We start from the raw sequence: 16,433 nt of genomic DNA on the forward strand, positions 1-16,433 counted from the left end.
CCGGACCCGGGCGCGGACAGGTCAGCTTTCCACTTCGGTCCTGTCGCCGCCCCAGAGCGTGTGGAACGAGCCCTCCCGGTCCGTACGCCGGTAGGTGTGCGCCCCGAAGAAGTCCCGCTGGCCCTGGGTGAGCGCCGCGGGCAGCCGGTCCGCGCGCAGCCCGTCGTAGTACGAGAGCGCGGCGGCGAAGCCCGGGGTCGGCACGCCCTGGCGTACGGCCTCGGCCACCACCGCCCGCCAGTCGTCCTGCGCCGCGCCGATCTCCTGCCCGAACTCCTTGTCGGAGAGCAGGCTGACCAGGTCGGGCCGGGAGTCGTAGGCGGCGCGGATGCGGTCGAGGAACGCCGCCCGGATGATGCAGCCCGCCCGCCAGATCGCCGCCACCGAGCCGAGATCGATGTCCCAGTCGTAGGTCTCGCCGCCCGCCCTGATCTGGTGGAAACCCTGCGTGTACGAGACCACCTTGGAGGCGTACAGGGCCTGTTCCACCTGGTCCGCGAACGCCGCTGCCGCCGCCCCGTCCAGCGGCTTCGGGGTGGGCCCCGGGAGACCGCGGGCCGCCTCCCGCAGATCGGCGTGGCCGGACAGCGAGCGGGCGAAGACCGCCTCCGCGATGCCCGACACCGGGACCCCGAGGTCGAGCGCGATCTGTACGGTCCAGCGCCCGGTGCCCTTCTGCTCCGCCCGGTCCTGCACGATGTCGACGAACGGCTTCCCGGTCGCCGCGTCCGTATGGGCGAGGACCTCCGCCGTGATCTCGATCAGATACGAATCCAGCCGGCCGGTGTTCCACGTACGGAAGACGTCGGCGATCTGCGCGGGGGAGTACCCGGCCACCGCGCGCAGCAGGTCGTACGCCTCGGCGATCAGCTGCATGTCCGCGTACTCGATGCCGTTGTGCACCATCTTCACGAAGTGGCCCGCGCCGTCCGGACCGATGTGCGTGGTGCACGGCGTGCCGTCCTTCGCCTGCGCGGCGATCTTCTCCAGCATCGGCCCCAGCGACGCGTAGGACTCCGCCGAGCCGCCCGGCATGATGCTCGGTCCGTTCAGCGCGCCCTCCTCGCCACCGGAGATCCCCACCCCGACGAAGTGGATCCCGCGCTCGCGCAGTTCCTTCTCACGGCGGCGGGTGTCCTCGAAGTGGGCGTTCCCGCCGTCGATGATGACGTCGCCCTCCTCCAGCAGCGGCGCGAACTCCTGGATCACCGCGTCGGTGGGGTCGCCCGCCTTCACCATGATCACCAGACGCCGGGGCCGCTCCAGCGCGGCGACGAACTCCTCGGGCGTGTGCGCGGCCACGAACGTGCCCTCGTCGCCGAACTCCTCGACCAGGGCGTCCGTCCGGGACGTGGTGCGGTTGTGCACGGCGACGGTGAAGCCGTTGCGGGCGAAGTTCCGGGCCAGGTTGCGGCCCATGACCGCGAGTCCGGTGACGCCGATCTGGGCGGTGCCGCTCATTGGTGCGCTCCTGGGGTGCGAGTACGTCCGTGCGTGCGGTGGGTGCGGTGGGTGCGGTACGGGGGAGTGCGTGGGGGCCGGTGTGCGCTTCGGTCAGGGGAGTACGGGCCCGGGGACCGCCGCGTTCAGGGGCGGGCGCTCGCCGACCGGTCAGCTCAGGACGGCGGCGGGGCTGCCGTGCCGCCGCCGGCGGGGCCGGAACCGGGGGCGGCGGGCGGCGGGCCGGCCTCCAGCAGCGCGTCGTCGTCCCCCGGCTCGGGGATCACATGCATCGCGGCCTCCTCGGCCGACGCCGCCGCGCCGTCGATGCCCACGTCACTGGCGGTGAGGGTGGCCGGGACGCGCCCGTCGGCCTGCTGGGTGAGCCGCCCGGCGCGGGCGACGCCCACCTCGTCGTCCCAGGGCTCTCCGTCGCCGTCCACCAGATCGCCCACACCGTCGCCGGCGGAACCGTCCGGCTCGGGCACTTCCCTGGTCAGCCGCGTTTCGAGGGACTCCCCTGTGTTCCGCTCGTCGGCCGTGGTGCCGAGTCCGTCGACCACCCACGGGCGGTCCGGCGGCGAATACCCCTCGTCCAGGGGGTCGCCGGTGCCGGACGGATCCATGAGCGTGTCCTCGGCGCCGAGCTGTTCGTCGGGATCGGAAGCCTCGGGTTCCTGGGGCTGGTAGACGTCGTCCCCCCAGTCGGTGTCGCTCATGGCGCGTCCTTTCCTCCGGTCCTCCGGGAGTGACGGGTTCTCCTGTCCCCTGTACGCAATTCCACTCCCGTCCCGCTCCGGCCGCAAAGGGAAGATCGGTTTCCGGAGCCGGGCTCGGGCGGTGCGAACCGGTCCGTACGCAGGTCGCGGCCGGTTCGCCGCAGAAGCGAGGAGTTCGTGGGAGTCCGGGCACAGGCTGTTCGAATCGTCGAACGGCCGGGCATAGGGTGATCTCCCATGGGGAACGGACAGCAGTCGCCCGGGGGCGATCACCACCAGCAGGGTCAGCCGCAGCAGCCGTACGGACAGGGCCAGGGGCAGCAGCCGTACGGGTGGCCTCCGCAGGGACAGCAGGCCGGCGGGCAGCCGCCGTACGCGGGAGCCGGGACCGCTCCGTGGGACGCGCGCACCGAACCTGCCGGGCAGCCCGCGTCCGCCCCCTGGAGCGCGCGGACCGCTTCCTCCGGGCCGCCCCCGCCCGGCGGCAGCCGCCGTAGCTCGGTCATCGCCGTGGTCGCGGCCGCGGCCGTCGTCATCGCCGCCGGAATCACCGGATTCCTGGTGCTCGGCGGCGACGAGGACGACGGGAAGCCGGTCGCGGGACCCACCGGGACGGACACCGTGTCACCGTCGGCGTCCCCGGGCGAGGCCCGGGGCGGTGCCGAGAACGGGCCCGCGCCCCTCGTACCCGGCTGGAAGACCGTGGTCAACCCCAAGCGCGGCATCGCCTTCGACGTGCCCGTCCAGTGGGCGCTCAAGTCGACCGGCTGGGTGAGTTACGTCGCCGAGAACGACGACCCCGAGGAGATGCCGCTCGTCGGGTTCTCGGCCCCGGCGATCCTCCAGGAGAAGTGGTGCCGGTCCGACGACGACGGCAACGGCACCCAGGAGGACACTCCGCTGGCCTCCGCGGGCTCCCGGGGCGAGCCGGACGCCCGAAGCACCGCCGAAGCGGCCCGGGAGAACGCCCGCCTGTGGGTCTACGGCAGCTACGCCCAGCCGTCGAAGGAGAAGGTCACCACCGGGGCGGCGAAGCCGTTCACGACGCGGTCCGGCATCACCGGGAGCGTGGCGACGGCCACCTCGACCGGTGTCGGCCGGACGGGCGGCTGCTCCTACGACGGCAAGGCGACCGCGTTCGCCTTCGAGAACCCGGCGGGCGAGACGGTCTCCTGGACCTTCGTCGGCGTACGGGGCGTCGACGACGAGGTGCCGGAGCCGACCGTGCGGAAGATCCTCGGCACCGTCCGGCTCATCGACAGCACACCCTGACGACTCCCGACGCCCCCTGACGGGACTGTCCGACCGAGTCCGGACGCGGCCCCGGTCCTGCCCCTGGTCCCCGTCGCATCTCCGCGTCGGTCTCCGTCCCGGTCCGCTCCGCTCGGGGCGGACCGGGCCCCTTCCCCTGCCCCGTACACTCGGCCCATGGGACGCAGCGCCGCACCGAGGACATGCCCGCTCAGGGCCGTCTCCGCGCTGCCCCCGGCCACCGCCCGCGCGGCCGTGCCCCCGGCACCCGCCGACGCGGCGCCCGGAACGGGCCGTACCGCACTGCACGGCCACGGCTAGCGATCCACAGCGATTCGCCGGCGGCCCACCGATCCACCGGCGACACATCCGCCATAGGCGCGGCGGTTTCCGACCGCCGTATCCGGCGTCGCCGACGACGGCGTCATCGCTCCCGGCCCGCTGTCTCCTCACCGGCACCACCATTCCGGCCCGCTGAGCGCCGGGGCACACCGTAGCTCCGGCGTTCGCCGGACGCGCGCGTTCCACGATCGGCTCCACAGCACCACGCGGCCTACGGCGCACCTGCCCGGGCTGCTTCACGGCGACGGCCGCACCACCTTGCCGGCGTCGCACTCGAAGGGATCATCGTGAAGCTGAGCGACCTCTTGTCCGGGCAGGCCCACCACGTGCTGCGGGGAACCCCCGACCGCACGGACGTCACCGCCGGTGCGACGTTCGACGCGGACCGGGTCACTCCGGGTTCCGTCTTCGCCGCGGTGCCCGGCCACGCGGCCGGCGGTCCGGACGCCGTCGCCCCGGCCGTCGCTCGCGGCGCGGTCGCCGTACTCGTCGACGAACAGGCCCCGCCGTTGCCCACGCCCCTGGGCGACGCCTGCGCCGTACGCGTCCCCGACGTCCGCAAGGCCGCCGCCGTCCTCGCCTCGCGCTACTTCGGCGAACCGGGCCGGGCGATGGACCTGATCGCCATCACCGGCACCAACGGCAAGACCTCCGTGTCGTACATGACCGAGTCGGTGCTGCGGCTCGCCGAGGGCACCCGGGTCGGGGTGATCGGAACGGCGGGCAGCCGCATCGGGGACGAGCCCATCCCGATGCCGCCCTCGGTGCTCACCACCCCGGAATCACCCGATCTCCAGTACCTGCTGGGGCACATGCGAGACCGGACCACCGGCAGTGTCGTCCTGGAGGCCACCTCGATGGGGCTGCTGACGCACCGTCTGGACCGTACGTTCATCGACGTCGGCGTCTTCACCAACCTCACCCAGGACCACCTCGACGACCACGGCACCATGGAGAACTACCGGGACGCCAAACTCCGGCTGTTCCAGGGCCTGTGCCGCCGCGCCGTGGTCAACGCCGACGACCCGGTGGGCGCCGGGATCCGGGAGCTGATGCCCGATGCCGTGACCACGTACGCGCTGGACGGCGAAGCGGACTACCGCGCGAGCGATCTCACCGTGGACGCCTCGGGCACCCGGTTCACCCTGCACCACGACGGCCGCAAGTACCCGGCGGCGATCCCTTCGCCGGGCCGGTTCTCGGTCTCCAACGCGCTGGCCGCGGTGGCCGCCTGTCACCTCCTCGGCCACGGCCTGGCAGGGCTGGTCGACGCGCTGGAGCGGATGCCGCAGATTCCCGGCCGCTTCGAACGCCTTCACACCCCCGACGGCACCTCGGTGATCGTGGACTACGCCCACTCGCCGGACTCCCTCAACAAGGTCCTCACCACGATCCGCGGCTTCGCCCGGGGCCGGGTCATCACCGTCTTCGGCTGCGGCGGCGACCGCGACACCACCAAGCGCGCCGAGATGGGCGCCATCGCCGGAGCCCACTCCGACCTGTGCGTCCTCACCTCCGACAACCCGCGCTACGAGAACCCCGAAGCCATCCTCGACCAGATCGCCCCGGGCATCGCGTCGACCGGGACGCCGTTCGAGCGGATCATCGACCGCCGCCGGGCCATCGCCGCAGCGCTGGCGGAGGCGGGTCCGGCCGACATCGTGCTCATCGCGGGCAAGGGCAGCGAACCGCACCAGAGTGTCCGGGGCGAGCTGCTGCCGTTCAGCGACATGGCCACCGTGCGCGAGCTGATCGGCGGGTAGTCCGCGATCAATCCGTTCGTGCGGGCCGCCGCTGACCTGGAATGATGGCGCGGCCGCGCCGAACGACGGACGGGCAGGAGCGGGGGGAGCGGGAGCCGTGGACGTCTTCACGACGAAGGCCGGGGCGGTACGGGGGCGGCGCGCCGCCCGGGATCGCGGCATCGTCGTCGTACGCGGACTCCCGTACGCGGCCCCGCCGTTCGGCGACCTCCGGTTCCGTGCGCCGCGGCCGGCCGAGCCCTGGGACGGCGTACGCGACTGCCCGGCCTTCGGGCCGGTGGCACCCCAGTCGGCCGAACTGCCGGGCGCGCCGGTCTGGTCGCCCGGTGACGAGGACATCCTCACGCTGAACATCTGGACGCCCGCCGACGGACCGGGCGACCTGCCCGTGCTGGTCTGGATCCACGGTGGCGCGTACGTCTTCGGGTCCTCCGCCCAGCCCGACTTCGACGGCACCGCGCTGGCGGGCCGGGGACTGGTCGTCGTCACGCTCAACAGCCGTATCGGCTTCGAGGGGTTCGGCCATGTGCCCGCCGCCGAAGACCGTGACGGACCCACCCCGGCCGAAGGCCGCGGCGGACCCGCCCCCGTCGCCGACGGCAGCAGCGCCTCCTTCCCCGACAACCGCGGCCTGCTCGACCAGATCGCCGCCCTGGAATGGGTCCGCGACAACATCTCCGCGTTCGGCGGCTCGCCCGACCGGGTCACCCTCGCCGGGCAGTCGTCGGGCGCGACCTCCGTGGCCTGCCTGACGGTGGCCGACCGGGCGCGCGGCCTGTTCCGCCGCGCCGTCCTGCACAGCGCCGTCAACGCCTTCGCCACGGTGGAGCAGGCGGCCCGCACCACGGCCGAGGTCGCCGAGGCGGCCGGCGTGCCCGCCACCCGCGCCGGGCTGCTCGCCGCCCCGCCCGAGGTCCTCGTGGCCGCCGCCGACCGGGTCTGCGCACGGTACGCACAGGACCCCGGCTCGGGGCAGCGCCACTACGACCCGGCGATCTACGGACCGGTCGCCGACGGCGTTCTGCTGACCGCCGACCCGCTGGAGGCACTGGCGGCCGGAGCCGGCGGGACGGTGGAGCTGCTGGTCTGCCACACCACGGAGGAGTACTGGCTCCTGGACGCGGTCGGCAGCAGCGCGAAGGTCACGACGGAGGAGCAACTGGCCGCCTTCGCCGCCGATTTCGGGCTCCCGGCCGCACTCGTCGAGGGCCACCGCGAGCTTCTGCCCGACGCTCCGGTCCTCGACGTCTACCTGTCCCTCTGCTCCGGCCTTCTGTTCGCCGAGTACAGCACCCGCCTCGCCGAGGCCCACGCGTTGGCAGGCGGCCGCGCCTTCCTCGCCCGCTTCGACCGTCGCCGGGACCACATGGGGCGACGGGTGCGGGCCTGGCACTGCGCGGACGTCCCGTTCGCCTTCGGCAACCTTCACGAGGAGAGCGTCCACTTCCTCGTCGGCGGCCCGCCCGGCGCCGCCGACCAGGAGCTCTCCCGGCATATGACCCGCGCCTGGGCCGACTTCGCCGCGCACGGCGACCCGGGCTGGGACGCGCTCGACGGGCCTGCCGGGAGCGGGGCGGCGGTGCGGGTCTGGCGTACGGCGGAGGAGCGGCAAGGGGGCCGGCAGGAGCACGGACGCGGTGCCGCGGGCGGGCTCCGCGATCTGTGGCGTACGGCGGGCCTGCCGCTCCTGGCGCCCTGAGGGCCACCACCCGGCAGCGGACCGCGGGCCTTCGTGCCCGCCGGCGCACGCCGTACGGTCCGGCGCGGCGGTCCCGCCTACGCGAAGCCGCCCGAGCGGGCCAGCCAGCGGCCCGCGTGCCGGGTCACCTCGATGGGGCGGCCGAAGCAGGCGGTCATGCGCTCCTCCGTGAGCACGTCCTCGACCGCACCGTCCGCGAGGACGCGCCCCTCCCGCAGAAGCAGGGCGTGACCGATCGCGGGGGACAGCTCCTCCACGTGGTGGGTGACGGTCACCGTCGACAACTCCGGCCGGTTCAGGGCGAGATGGCGCATGGTGTCGATGAGGTCCTCGCGCGAGGGCAGGTCGAGCGCGTTGAACGGCTCGTCGAGCAGCAGCAGGGCCGGGTCCGCCATCAGCGCCCGGGCGATGAGGATCCGGGCGCGCTGGCCGCCCGAGCAGACGCCGTACGGGCGGTCGGCGAGCTCCTTGATCCGGAGTTCGGCGAGCAACGCGTGGGCGCGCTCGCGCACATCGTCGCCGTACGCCTTCCACAGCGGCTGGATCGTGCCGCTGTGGCCGGTGAGGACCGTGGTGTGCCCGGTCAGGTCGCCCGGGACGCGCTGGGAGGTGGAGACATGGCCGATGCGGGCGCGCAGTTCCCGTACGTCGACCCGGCCGAGCCGGTGGCCGAGGACGTCGACCGTGCCGGTGGTGGGGAAGGCAGTGGCGCCGACGAGACGCAGAACGCTGGTCTTGCCGGCCCCGTTGGGCCCGAGCAGCGCCCAGTGTTCGCCGGCCCGGACGGTCCAGTCGATGCCGTCGAGGATGACCTGGCCGGTGGCGTGGCGGCGCATGCTCACGCCGTCGAGGGCGGCGACGACGCGCCCGTGACCGTTGCCGGTGTTCCCGTCCATGCCGTCCTCCGGCCCGTTCGCTTCGATGTCCACGGCACGGAGGGTAGCTGTAGACGGCAATGACCTGCGTGGGTGACTGCATCGCGGACACGGTACGGTCCTCCCGCCGTCCTCAGCGCCGTGCCAGGGCCAGCACGCTCAGCCCGAACATCAGGACGCCCAGCGGGAGATGGACCGCCGGGATGTGCGCGATGCCGACCGCGACCTGGACCGAGGCCAGGGCCAGGAAGCCGGACGCGTGCAGCACGGGCCGGGGCGAGCCGCCGCCCGGCTTCCAGGCCAGCACCGCCGCGAGCACGTACAGCATCGACGCCCCGTACATCACGCGCGCTCCGACGCTGTGCAGCACCTCTCCGTAGGCCGTGGTCATCAGCAGTCCGGACGAGACCGCCTGAAGGAAGATCGTCAGGGTCTGCAGAGCGATCGCGATCCGCACGAAAGAGAAGCCGTGCGAGCTGTGCGAGCCGCGCCGTGTCGTCGCCTGGGTGGTCATGCCACACTCCCGTTCACCGCCCGTGGGCGGTTGATCGATAGGGTTTCACCAGCCCGACGACGCGGGCCCGCGAAAGGTAAGGCGAGGGGCGGTCGGAACATGGGGGCGGCACGTGCGGGCATCGAGGGCATAGCCGGTGAACGCGGCCAACTGATCAATGTGGCCTACCGGTTGCTCGGATCGCTGGCCGAGTCCGAGGACGCCGTGCAGGAGGCCTACGCGCGCTGGTACGCGCTGCCGCGAAGCCGCCGGGACGAGATCGTGTCGCCCGGCGCCTGGCTGACGACGGTGACCGGCCGCATCTGCCTGGACGTGCTCGGCTCGGCGCGGGTCCGGCGCGAACGGTATGTCGGCGCGTGGCTGCCCGATCCGCTGCCCGGCCCGGGCGGCCACGGCCAGGGCCAGGGCTCGGACCCCGCCGATCTCGCCGACCGGATCGTCCAGGACGAATCGGTGACGATGGCGTTCCTCGTCGTCCTGGAGACGATGACCCCCGCCGAGCGGGTGTCGTTCGTCCTGCACGACGTCTTCCGCTACCCCTTCGCCGAGATCGCCGAGGTCCTCGGCCGCACCCCCGCCGCCTGCAAGCAGCTCGCGGCCTCCGCCCGGCGGCGGGTGCCCGACGCCCCGGCCCCGGTGCCGGCGGACGTGCGGAGCGACGCCGTGCGGCGCGTGAAGGAGGCCTGGCAGAACAAGGACATCGCGGCCCTCGTCGACCTCCTCGACCCGGCCGCCGTGATGACCGCCGACGGCGGCGGCCTGGTCGGCGCGGCCCTGCGCCCGATCGAAGGGGGCACGCGCATCGCCCCGTACATGGTCGCCATCGCCGACCGGGCGCCCGGCCTCGAACTCCTGGAACGTACGGTCAACGGGGCGCCGGGCCTCGTGGCCCTGCGCGACGGTGCCGTCGTGACCGTGGCCTCGTTCGATGTCGCGGAGGGGCGGGTCGTCCGGATCTGGGTGGTCCGCAACCCGGAGAAGCTTCAGCCGTGGGCGGCGCTCGGGGCGGCCGAGGAAGAGGTCCGGGACGTTCCGTGATCACCGGTCGCGCAGGTCGAGCCGCATCAGGACGCGGGGGTGGCCGGCCAGCACCGAGGTGGTGTCGGCGGCATGGGTGAACCCGGCGCGCTCGAAGTTCTTCCGGATCCCGGCGTACGCCATCGTCAGGTCGACCTCGGCGCCACCGCTGTCGATCGGGTATGCCTCGATCGCCGGCGCGCCGTGCGCACGGGCGAACTCGACCGCCCCGGCGATCAGGGCGTGCGAGATCCCTTTCTTACGATGACCGGGGCGCACCCGGATGCACCACAGCGACCAGACCGGCACCTCGTCCACGTGCGGGATCTTCCGGCTGCGCGCGAAGGAGGTGTCCGAGCGCGGTGCCACGGCGGCCCAGCCGACCGGCTCGTCGCCGTCGTAGGCGAGCACCCCCGGCGGGGGCTCCGCGCGGCACAGTCCGGCGACGTACGCACCGCGCTCCGGACCACGGAGCTCGTTGTTGAGCTTGGACGGAACCCGGTAGCTCAGGCACCAGCAGACGTTGGCCCCGGGCGACTTCGGGCCGACCAGGGTACGGACATCCTCGAAGGCCGAAGCCGGGCGGACCGTGATCGTCATGGCGCCACGATGCCACGGGGTGGTGCTGTCACGTGGCAGCCGGTGCCATCCACGGTCCGAGCCGTCCGGAGTCCGCCCGTGCCGACGGGGGACATCCCGGGCGCCAGGCAACCTGCCGCGTGCCTAGGGGGCGTCTTGTCGATCAGGGCCGGGTCCGCGACGCCTGGCACGGCACCTCGCGGCGTTGCCGAAACGCCCGAATCGCTTCGCGATGAGGACGTTCCAGCGCCTTGCGATGCACCGCACCAGACGCCGCGGCCTGACCGACCCTGATCGACAAGACACCCCCTAGTACGGCGGCAGCCGCAGCGCCCCCGTGCCCTCGCGTACGTCGTGGACGAGCCGGATCTTCCCCACCGGATTGCCGTGCTCGTCCGTGGTCACCAGGGCCGCGTCGTCGGGGTTCACGCACTGCCCGCGCGCCCCCGGCTCCGGGCAGAACAGGACGTAGCCGGTCTGGCGGTCGACGCGGCCCGGCTCCAGCCGCCAGATCCACTGATAGGTGCTCATGACCACCCGGGGGTAGGTGGCACGCAGCTGCTCCTTCACCGCGTTCTGCACCGTCTCGCCGAACTTCTCGCGCTCGCGGAACGGACGGACCACCCGGGCGCGGCCCGTCGTGTCGACCCGGCCCGCCTCGAAGTCGTAACTCGCCGAGAAATAGGCGTGCTTGGTGAGCGAGGCCAGCAGGTCCGTCCGGGTCAGCCGCATCACGGTCGGCCAGGAGTCCTTGCCCCGGTCGCGGCGGTCCGCGACGGACGGGGAGACCACGTTCACGTACGAGGCCCGGCCCTTCGCGAGCGCGCTGTCCGCCCCGCTCGCGGTGACCCAGCGCTGGACGCACTCCCCGATCTCGCCGAGCACCTTCGTCACGGTGGCGTTCGTCAGCTCGGCGACCACGTAGGGCGCGGCGCCGGTCGTGCCCAGGGCGATGACCTCGTAACCACAGGAGTCGAAGGCGCCCTTGAGCGTACGGAAGTCGGCGGCCTGCTGCCGCCCGCGCTTCACGGCTTCGGCCAGTACGCCGGCGCAGTCCTTGCGGTCGCACAGACCCTGGTCCGCCTGGTCCGTGTCGATGCGGAGCCGGACCACGGCGTCGCGGTCGTCGGTCACCGCGAACGTGACCTCCGAGCCGCCGGTGCCCGGGAAGAGTGTGCGTGCTCCGATCGCCCTGAGCTGCCCCGGGAAGTGCTTCTCGGCCAGTTCCTCCGCCGCCCGGCGGTCGTCCTTGGTGTCCACCACGCCGCACGCGCCCACCAGCACGACCAGCGAACCCGCCAGTGTGCCGGTCAGCGCGGCTCTCCACCATCGGCGACGTGATCCGGCCATGATCTGCTCCTCCACCTGGTCCTGCCCCCGGGTCTTGCCCCGTGTTCCTGTGACCGTAGGACCAGTCTCCGCGGGCCGGATGAGTACGCCTACTCAACCCCGGTGCGCACACCGCCGCGAACCCCTCCCGCACACCTCCTGTCATTGGCATGGACCTGACTCTTGAACTCCGCTACAGTCCGGGAACGGCACATCTGAGAGCGCTCTCAAAGGCATGATCGGATCGCGCTCCCGGACGCCTCCCGTTCCACCCCCACGTCGCTGGAACAACAGGAAGGGTCACTCCCTTGAGACACGCAACCCTGCTGCGGACCGGTCTGTCCGCGCTCCTGGTGATCGGAGCCTGGACCGCCGCCGGTCCGGTGTCCGCCTCCGCCGCGCCCGCCCCCGCCGAACCCCCCGCCTCCGCCGCCCTGCTCTCCGCGATGCAGCGCGACCTCGGCCTCACCGAGAAGCAGGCCCTCACCCGGCTCGCCGACGAGAAGGCCGCCACCGCCCTGGAGAAGAAGGCGCAGCGCGCCGCCGGCTCCGCCTTCGGGGGCTCCTGGCTCGACGCGAAGACCGGCAGGCTGACCATCGCGGTCACCACCGCCGAGAAGGCCGAAGCCGTACGGGCGACCGGTGCCGACACCCGGCTCGTCGAGCACTCGGCCAAGAGCCTCGACGCCGCCAAGGCGCGGATCGACGCGCTGAAGGCGCCGTCCGGTGTGAGCAGCTGGCACGTCGACCCCGCCACGAGCCGTGTCGTGGTGAACGTCGTCGCCGCCGAGCAGACTGACAACGATGTCCGCGCCTTCGTCGCCAAGGCCCGCAAGGCCGGCCCCGTCACGGTGAAGACCACCGCTCAGGCTCCGCAGACCTTCGCCGCCGGAACGGTCGGCGGCGACCCGTACTACACGGGCAACGTCCGCTGTTCCATCGGCTTCTCCGTGCACGGCGGCTTCGTCACCGCCGGGCACTGCGGCGGCACCGGCCAGCAGGTCCGCGGCTGGGACAACTCCTACATCGGCAACTTCCAGGGCTCGTCCTTCCCCGGCGACGACTACGCCTGGGTGAACGTCGGCAGCGGCTGGTGGACCGTCCCGGTCGTGCTCGGCTGGGGGGCCGTTCCGGACCAGCTCGTCCGTGGCTCGAACGAGGCTCCGATCGGCGCCTCGATCTGCCGCTCCGGTTCCACCACGCACTGGCACTGCGGCCGCGTCCTCGCCAAGAACGAGACCGTCAACTACAGCCAGGGCGCCGTCCACCAGATGACCAAGACCAGCGTCTGCGCCGAGGGCGGCGACTCCGGCGGCTCGTTCATCAGCGGCGACCAGGCCCAGGGCGTCACCTCCGGCGGCTGGGGCAACTGCAGCAGCGGCGGCGAGACCTGGTACCAGCCGATCAACGAGATCCTCAACCGGTACGGACTGAGGCTGCACACCGCGTGACCCGGGGGAGCCGTCCCGCCGTCCTCCCCGGCGGAGCGGGCCCCGGCGGTACGACGTAGGACCAGTGAGCGGCCCCGCCGGAGTGCGGGGCCGTTTCCTTGTTGCGCCAACACCCCTCGCGCAGCGCATCGTTCACAAGCTATTGACACCTTCTCAGCGTCGGCGCAACACTGGCACCGCCTTGGAGAGCGCTCTCCCAGATGATCCCGCGGTCCGCCGGCCTCGTGACGCGCAGGGTGGAGCCTCTTCCCGGTCGCACCGTCCAGCTCACCCTTTCCCCCCACCGTGCACCCGATGTGCAGGGATGAAGAGCGGCATGGAGGTCCCTATGGTGACAAGACTCAACAGAACGACCCTGGTGTCCGTCCTGATCGTGGCGGCCGCCCTGGCGCTGGTCGCGCTCGGGCTGACCGCGATCACGAACGCCGGGGCGGCCACCGCCGAGGCGGACGGGCCCGCGTCGGACCGGCCCGCGGCGGCCTCGCACGTCATGCAGGGTCACAAGATGGCGCCGGCGAAGCCCGTGGCCTTCGGCGACGACCCCGACGGCGACGGCTACATACCGGCGGACCCGCCGGTCACCGGCGTGGAGCCGTCCGACGAGATCCCGCCGCACCGCTACTTCCACGAGTTCCAGGCCAACTGCTCGGTCACCCACACCGCCCCGGACGACCCGATCGTCTACCCCGGTCAGGCCGGCGCGTCGCACGACCACACGTTCATGGGCAACGACACCACGAACGCGAACAGCACCACCGCGTCCCTGGGCGCGGGCGGCACCGCCTGCCTGGCGCCCGGTGACCTGTCCGCGTACTGGATGCCGACCCTCTACAACGGCGACGAGGAGATCCGTCCGACCGGCCCCCAGACCATCTACTACAAGGCCGGAGTCACCGACTACCGCACCGTGCGGCCCTTCCCCAAGGGGCTGCGGTTCGTCGTCGGCAGCCCCACGCAGACCGCCGAGGAGTTCCGCGACCACCCCGGCATGGTCGAGGGGTACGAGTGCGGCGAGAGCTACCACAACTACGACTTCCCGGCCGCCTGCCCGACCAGCCAGGACACCCAGCTCAACCTGCGTATGCAGGCGCCCAGTTGCTGGGACGGGAAGTACCTGGACACCCCCGACCACAAGGCCCACATGGCCTACCCGGTCGTGATGGGGGCCAACCAGGACGTCTGCCCGCCGAGCCACCCGGTCGCCCTGCCCATGATCGAGTTCAAGATGGCGTGGCCGGTCAACGGTGACATGTCGCAGGTGAGACTGGCCAGCGGTACCGGTCACTCCTTCCACTACGACTTCTTCAACGCCTGGGACGACGCCACGCTCGACGCGCTGGTCGACCACTGCATCGTCGGCGCGCTCCAGTGCAACGCCCGTGGCTACGACGAGAACAACCCGGGCGAGGGAGCGGCCCTGGACGAGAACTACGAACTGCCCTGACCCCGGCCCTGGCCTCGACACCCCCGCCCGTCGCGTCTCCCTCCTGGGCGCACCGCGCCCAGGAGGGAGAGCGCTCTCCCAAACGTGCCCGTTCCTTCGGCCGTCTCCACCCGCACTCCCGTGAGGAGCCCTTCCCTCCATGACCACGTCCCGTTTCCGACGACCGGCCCGTTCCCGGGGCCGTACCACCGCGCGGCTCGCCGTCGCCGCGCTCCTGGCCGCCGCGGCGGCCGCCCTTCCGGTGCCCACCGCCCAGGCCGCGGGCAGTGTGGTGAAGGTGACCGGCTCCCAGGGCGCCTGGCAGCTGACCGTGGACGGCGCCCCGTACACCGTGAAGGGGCTGACCTGGGGTCCGTCCGTCGCGGACGCCGGGCAGTACATGCCCGACGTGAAGTCGATGGGCGTCAACACGATCCGTACGTGGGGCACCGACGCCACCACGAAGCCGCTTCTGGACACCGCGGCATCCCACGGCATCAAGGTGATCGCCGGGTTCTGGCTGCAGCCGGGCGGCGGCCCCGGCAGCGGCGGCTGTGTGAACTACCTGACGGACACCGCCTACAAGAACGACATGCTCGCCGAGTTCCCGAAGTGGGTGGAGACCTACAAGGACCATGAGGGCGTCCTCATGTGGAACGTCGGCAACGAATCCGTGCTCGGCCTGCAGAACTGCTACAGCGGCGACGAACTGGAGCAGCAGCGCGACGCGTACACCACCTTCGTCAACGAGATCGCCAAGAAGATCCACGCGGTCGACCCGAACCACCCGGTCACCTCGACCGACGCCTGGACCGGGGCCTGGCCGTACTACAAGAAGAACGCGCCCGACCTCGACCTGTACGCGGTGAACTCCTACGACGCCGTCTGCGACATCCGCGCCACCTGGGAGAGCGGCGGCTACGACAAGCCCTACATCGTCACCGAGGGCGGGCCCGCCGGTGAGTGGGAGGTGCCGGACGACGCCAACGGCGTACCGGACGAGCCCACCGACGTGGCGAAGGCGGAGGGGTACCAGAGCGCCTGGGACTGCGTCCAGGGGCACCCCGGAGTGTCGCTCGGGGCGACGCTCTTCCACTACGGCACCGAGTACGACTTCGGCGGCGTCTGGTTCAACCTGCTCCCCGCGGGCCAGAAGCGGCTCTCCTACTACGCGGTGAAGGAGGCGTACGGCGCGGACACCTCCGGCGACAACACCCCGCCGGTCATCAGCGGCATGACCGTCGACAACGCCTCCGCCGTCGAGGCGGGCAAGCCGTTCACCCTCAGGGCGTCCGTCTCCGACCCGGACGGCGACGCGCTCACCCACCAGGTGCTGGTCAACTCCAAGTACATCGACGACAGCGGCCAGTTGACGGACGCGGACTTCACCGACCGGGGTGACGACACCTTCGAGGTCACCGCGCCGGACCGGCTCGGCGTCTGGAAGGTCTACCTCAAGTCGACCGACGGGAAGGGCAACGTCGGGATCGAGACGAAGTCCTTCAAGGTGGTCCCGCCGCAGGTCGGCGGGGTGAACCTGGCATCCGGCAAGCCCGCCGAGGCCTCGTCCTTCCAGCCGGACAGCGTCGGCTGCCCCTGCCCGGCGGCCAACGCCGTCGACGGATCCTTCGACACCCGCTGGGCCAGCGAATGGGCCGACCAGCAGTGGATCCAGGTCGACCTGGGGGCGACCGCCTCCTTCGACCACGTCCAGCTGGCCTGGGAGGCGGCGTACGCCAAGGCGTACACGATCCAGACCTCGGACAACGGCCAGGACTGGAACACCGTCCACACGGAGACGGCCGGCAACGGCGGCATCGACGACGTCGAGGTCGCGGGCAACGCCCGCTACGTCCGGGTGAACGCCACCGAGCGCGGCACCCCGTGGGGCTACTCGCTCTACGAGTTCGGCGTCTACCGGAGCTGATCCGGCGGGGCCGGGAAGGCCTCCGCGCCGTCCCATCCCCGCTGTCGGCGCGGCGGGAGCCCGCGGCGGCCACGGACATCCGTGGCCGCCGCGGGCTCGTCACG

Annotated in this window: 14 protein-coding genes; 8 read left to right on the forward strand and 6 right to left on the reverse strand. The window is 72.3% G+C overall.

Annotation, left to right across the window (positions count from 1 at the left end):
* Positions 1–21 precede the first annotated feature (21 nt).
* Both gndA and KV381_RS33390 read right to left on the reverse strand, forming a co-directional pair.
* Complete coding sequence (gndA, locus tag KV381_RS33385; protein ID WP_030089070.1) at positions 22–1,461, reverse strand: NADP-dependent phosphogluconate dehydrogenase; 1,440 nt, start codon at positions 1,459–1,461, stop codon at positions 22–24.
* A gap of 155 nt (positions 1,462–1,616) precedes the next feature.
* On the reverse strand, positions 1,617–2,159 hold the full coding sequence (locus tag KV381_RS33390) for a DUF5709 domain-containing protein (protein ID WP_030089068.1): 543 nt from the start codon (positions 2,157–2,159) through the stop codon (positions 1,617–1,619).
* 237 nt (positions 2,160–2,396) lie between these two features.
* On the opposite strand from KV381_RS33390, the gene KV381_RS33395 reads away from it, so the two are divergent.
* From KV381_RS33395 to KV381_RS33410, 4 genes are all read left to right on the forward strand, one after another.
* Positions 2,397–3,431 carry a hypothetical protein gene (locus KV381_RS33395; protein WP_030089066.1) on the forward strand — a complete coding sequence of 345 codons (1,035 nt, stop codon included), beginning with the start codon at positions 2,397–2,399 and terminating at the stop codon, positions 3,429–3,431.
* Between the two features lie 156 nt (positions 3,432–3,587).
* Positions 3,588–3,731: a hypothetical protein gene (locus KV381_RS33400; RefSeq protein WP_158688339.1), complete on the forward strand. Its 144-nt coding sequence runs from the start codon at positions 3,588–3,590 to the stop codon at positions 3,729–3,731.
* Positions 3,732–4,039: 308 nt separating this feature from the next.
* Entirely contained in the window at positions 4,040–5,515 is a 1,476-nt protein-coding gene (locus KV381_RS33405) for a UDP-N-acetylmuramoyl-L-alanyl-D-glutamate--2,6-diaminopimelate ligase (protein WP_030089065.1), read from the forward strand.
* Positions 5,516–5,612: 97 nt separating this feature from the next.
* A complete protein-coding gene (locus tag KV381_RS33410) occupies positions 5,613–7,214 on the forward strand; it encodes a carboxylesterase/lipase family protein (protein WP_218786976.1) in 1,602 nt (533 codons plus the stop codon).
* Between the two features lie 77 nt (positions 7,215–7,291).
* Here KV381_RS33410 and KV381_RS33415 read toward each other — a convergent pair whose 3' ends face one another.
* Together KV381_RS33415 and KV381_RS33420 are read right to left on the reverse strand one after the other, a co-directional pair.
* Positions 7,292–8,110, reverse strand: coding sequence for an ABC transporter ATP-binding protein (locus KV381_RS33415; protein ID WP_098026386.1), 819 nt, complete (start codon positions 8,108–8,110; stop codon positions 7,292–7,294).
* 112 nt (positions 8,111–8,222) lie between these two features.
* Positions 8,223–8,603, reverse strand: a complete 381-nt coding sequence (locus tag KV381_RS33420; protein WP_030622969.1) for a hypothetical protein — start codon at positions 8,601–8,603, stop codon at positions 8,223–8,225.
* A gap of 99 nt (positions 8,604–8,702) precedes the next feature.
* Between KV381_RS33420 and sigJ the strand changes: the two genes are divergently transcribed.
* Positions 8,703–9,641 (forward strand): RNA polymerase sigma factor SigJ, encoded by a 939-nt coding sequence (gene sigJ / locus KV381_RS33425; protein ID WP_218786977.1) that lies wholly within the window; start codon positions 8,703–8,705, stop codon positions 9,639–9,641.
* On the opposite strand, the gene KV381_RS33430 is transcribed toward sigJ, so the two are convergent.
* Together KV381_RS33430 and KV381_RS33435 are read right to left on the reverse strand one after the other, a co-directional pair.
* Positions 9,642–10,220, reverse strand: a complete 579-nt coding sequence (locus KV381_RS33430; protein ID WP_086778468.1) for a GNAT family N-acetyltransferase — start codon at positions 10,218–10,220, stop codon at positions 9,642–9,644.
* A gap of 288 nt (positions 10,221–10,508) precedes the next feature.
* The gene (locus tag KV381_RS33435) at positions 10,509–11,549 is read right to left on the reverse strand and encodes an SCO7460 family lipoprotein (RefSeq protein ID WP_030089055.1); all 1,041 of its coding nucleotides are present in this window, start codon (positions 11,547–11,549) and stop codon (positions 10,509–10,511) included.
* 287 nt (positions 11,550–11,836) lie between these two features.
* Here KV381_RS33435 and KV381_RS33440 point away from each other — a divergent pair, with 287 nt between their 5' ends.
* The 3 genes from KV381_RS33440 (at position 11,837) to KV381_RS33450 (ending at position 16,329) form a co-directional block, all read left to right on the forward strand.
* Positions 11,837–12,979 carry a S1 family peptidase gene (locus KV381_RS33440; protein WP_030089053.1) on the forward strand — a complete coding sequence of 381 codons (1,143 nt, stop codon included), beginning with the start codon at positions 11,837–11,839 and terminating at the stop codon, positions 12,977–12,979.
* A 328-nt stretch (positions 12,980–13,307) separates the two neighbouring features.
* Positions 13,308–14,423 (forward strand): DUF1996 domain-containing protein, encoded by a 1,116-nt coding sequence (locus tag KV381_RS33445; RefSeq protein ID WP_218786978.1) that lies wholly within the window; start codon positions 13,308–13,310, stop codon positions 14,421–14,423.
* A gap of 139 nt (positions 14,424–14,562) precedes the next feature.
* On the forward strand, positions 14,563–16,329 hold the full coding sequence (locus KV381_RS33450; protein ID WP_218786979.1) for a discoidin domain-containing protein: 1,767 nt from the start codon (positions 14,563–14,565) through the stop codon (positions 16,327–16,329).
* Positions 16,330–16,433: the final 104 nt, after the last annotated feature.

It is taken from the genome of Streptomyces sp. WY228 (assembly GCF_019287315.1).
Classification (GTDB): domain Bacteria; phylum Actinomycetota; class Actinomycetes; order Streptomycetales; family Streptomycetaceae; genus Streptomyces; species Streptomyces caviscabies.

Excerpts from the sequence above, each read along its gene's own strand:
- gndA (WP_030089070.1), bottom strand. The coding sequence starts at position 1,461 with ATGAGCGGCACCGCCCAGATCGGCGTCACCGGACTCGCGGTCATGGGC.
- KV381_RS33390 (WP_030089068.1), bottom strand. The coding sequence starts at position 2,159 with ATGAGCGACACCGACTGGGGGGACGACGTCTACCAGCCCCAGGAACCC.
- KV381_RS33395 (WP_030089066.1), top strand. The coding sequence starts at position 2,397 with ATGGGGAACGGACAGCAGTCGCCCGGGGGCGATCACCACCAGCAGGGT.
- KV381_RS33400 (WP_158688339.1), top strand. The coding sequence starts at position 3,588 with ATGGGACGCAGCGCCGCACCGAGGACATGCCCGCTCAGGGCCGTCTCC.
- KV381_RS33415 (WP_098026386.1), bottom strand. The coding sequence starts at position 8,110 with ATGGACGGGAACACCGGCAACGGTCACGGGCGCGTCGTCGCCGCCCTC.
- KV381_RS33420 (WP_030622969.1), bottom strand. The coding sequence starts at position 8,603 with ATGACCACCCAGGCGACGACACGGCGCGGCTCGCACAGCTCGCACGGC.
- sigJ (WP_218786977.1), top strand. The coding sequence starts at position 8,703 with ATGGGGGCGGCACGTGCGGGCATCGAGGGCATAGCCGGTGAACGCGGC.
- KV381_RS33430 (WP_086778468.1), bottom strand. The coding sequence starts at position 10,220 with ATGACGATCACGGTCCGCCCGGCTTCGGCCTTCGAGGATGTCCGTACC.
- KV381_RS33435 (WP_030089055.1), bottom strand. The coding sequence starts at position 11,549 with ATGGCCGGATCACGTCGCCGATGGTGGAGAGCCGCGCTGACCGGCACA.
- KV381_RS33445 (WP_218786978.1), top strand. The coding sequence starts at position 13,308 with ATGGTGACAAGACTCAACAGAACGACCCTGGTGTCCGTCCTGATCGTG.
- KV381_RS33450 (WP_218786979.1), top strand. The coding sequence starts at position 14,563 with ATGACCACGTCCCGTTTCCGACGACCGGCCCGTTCCCGGGGCCGTACC.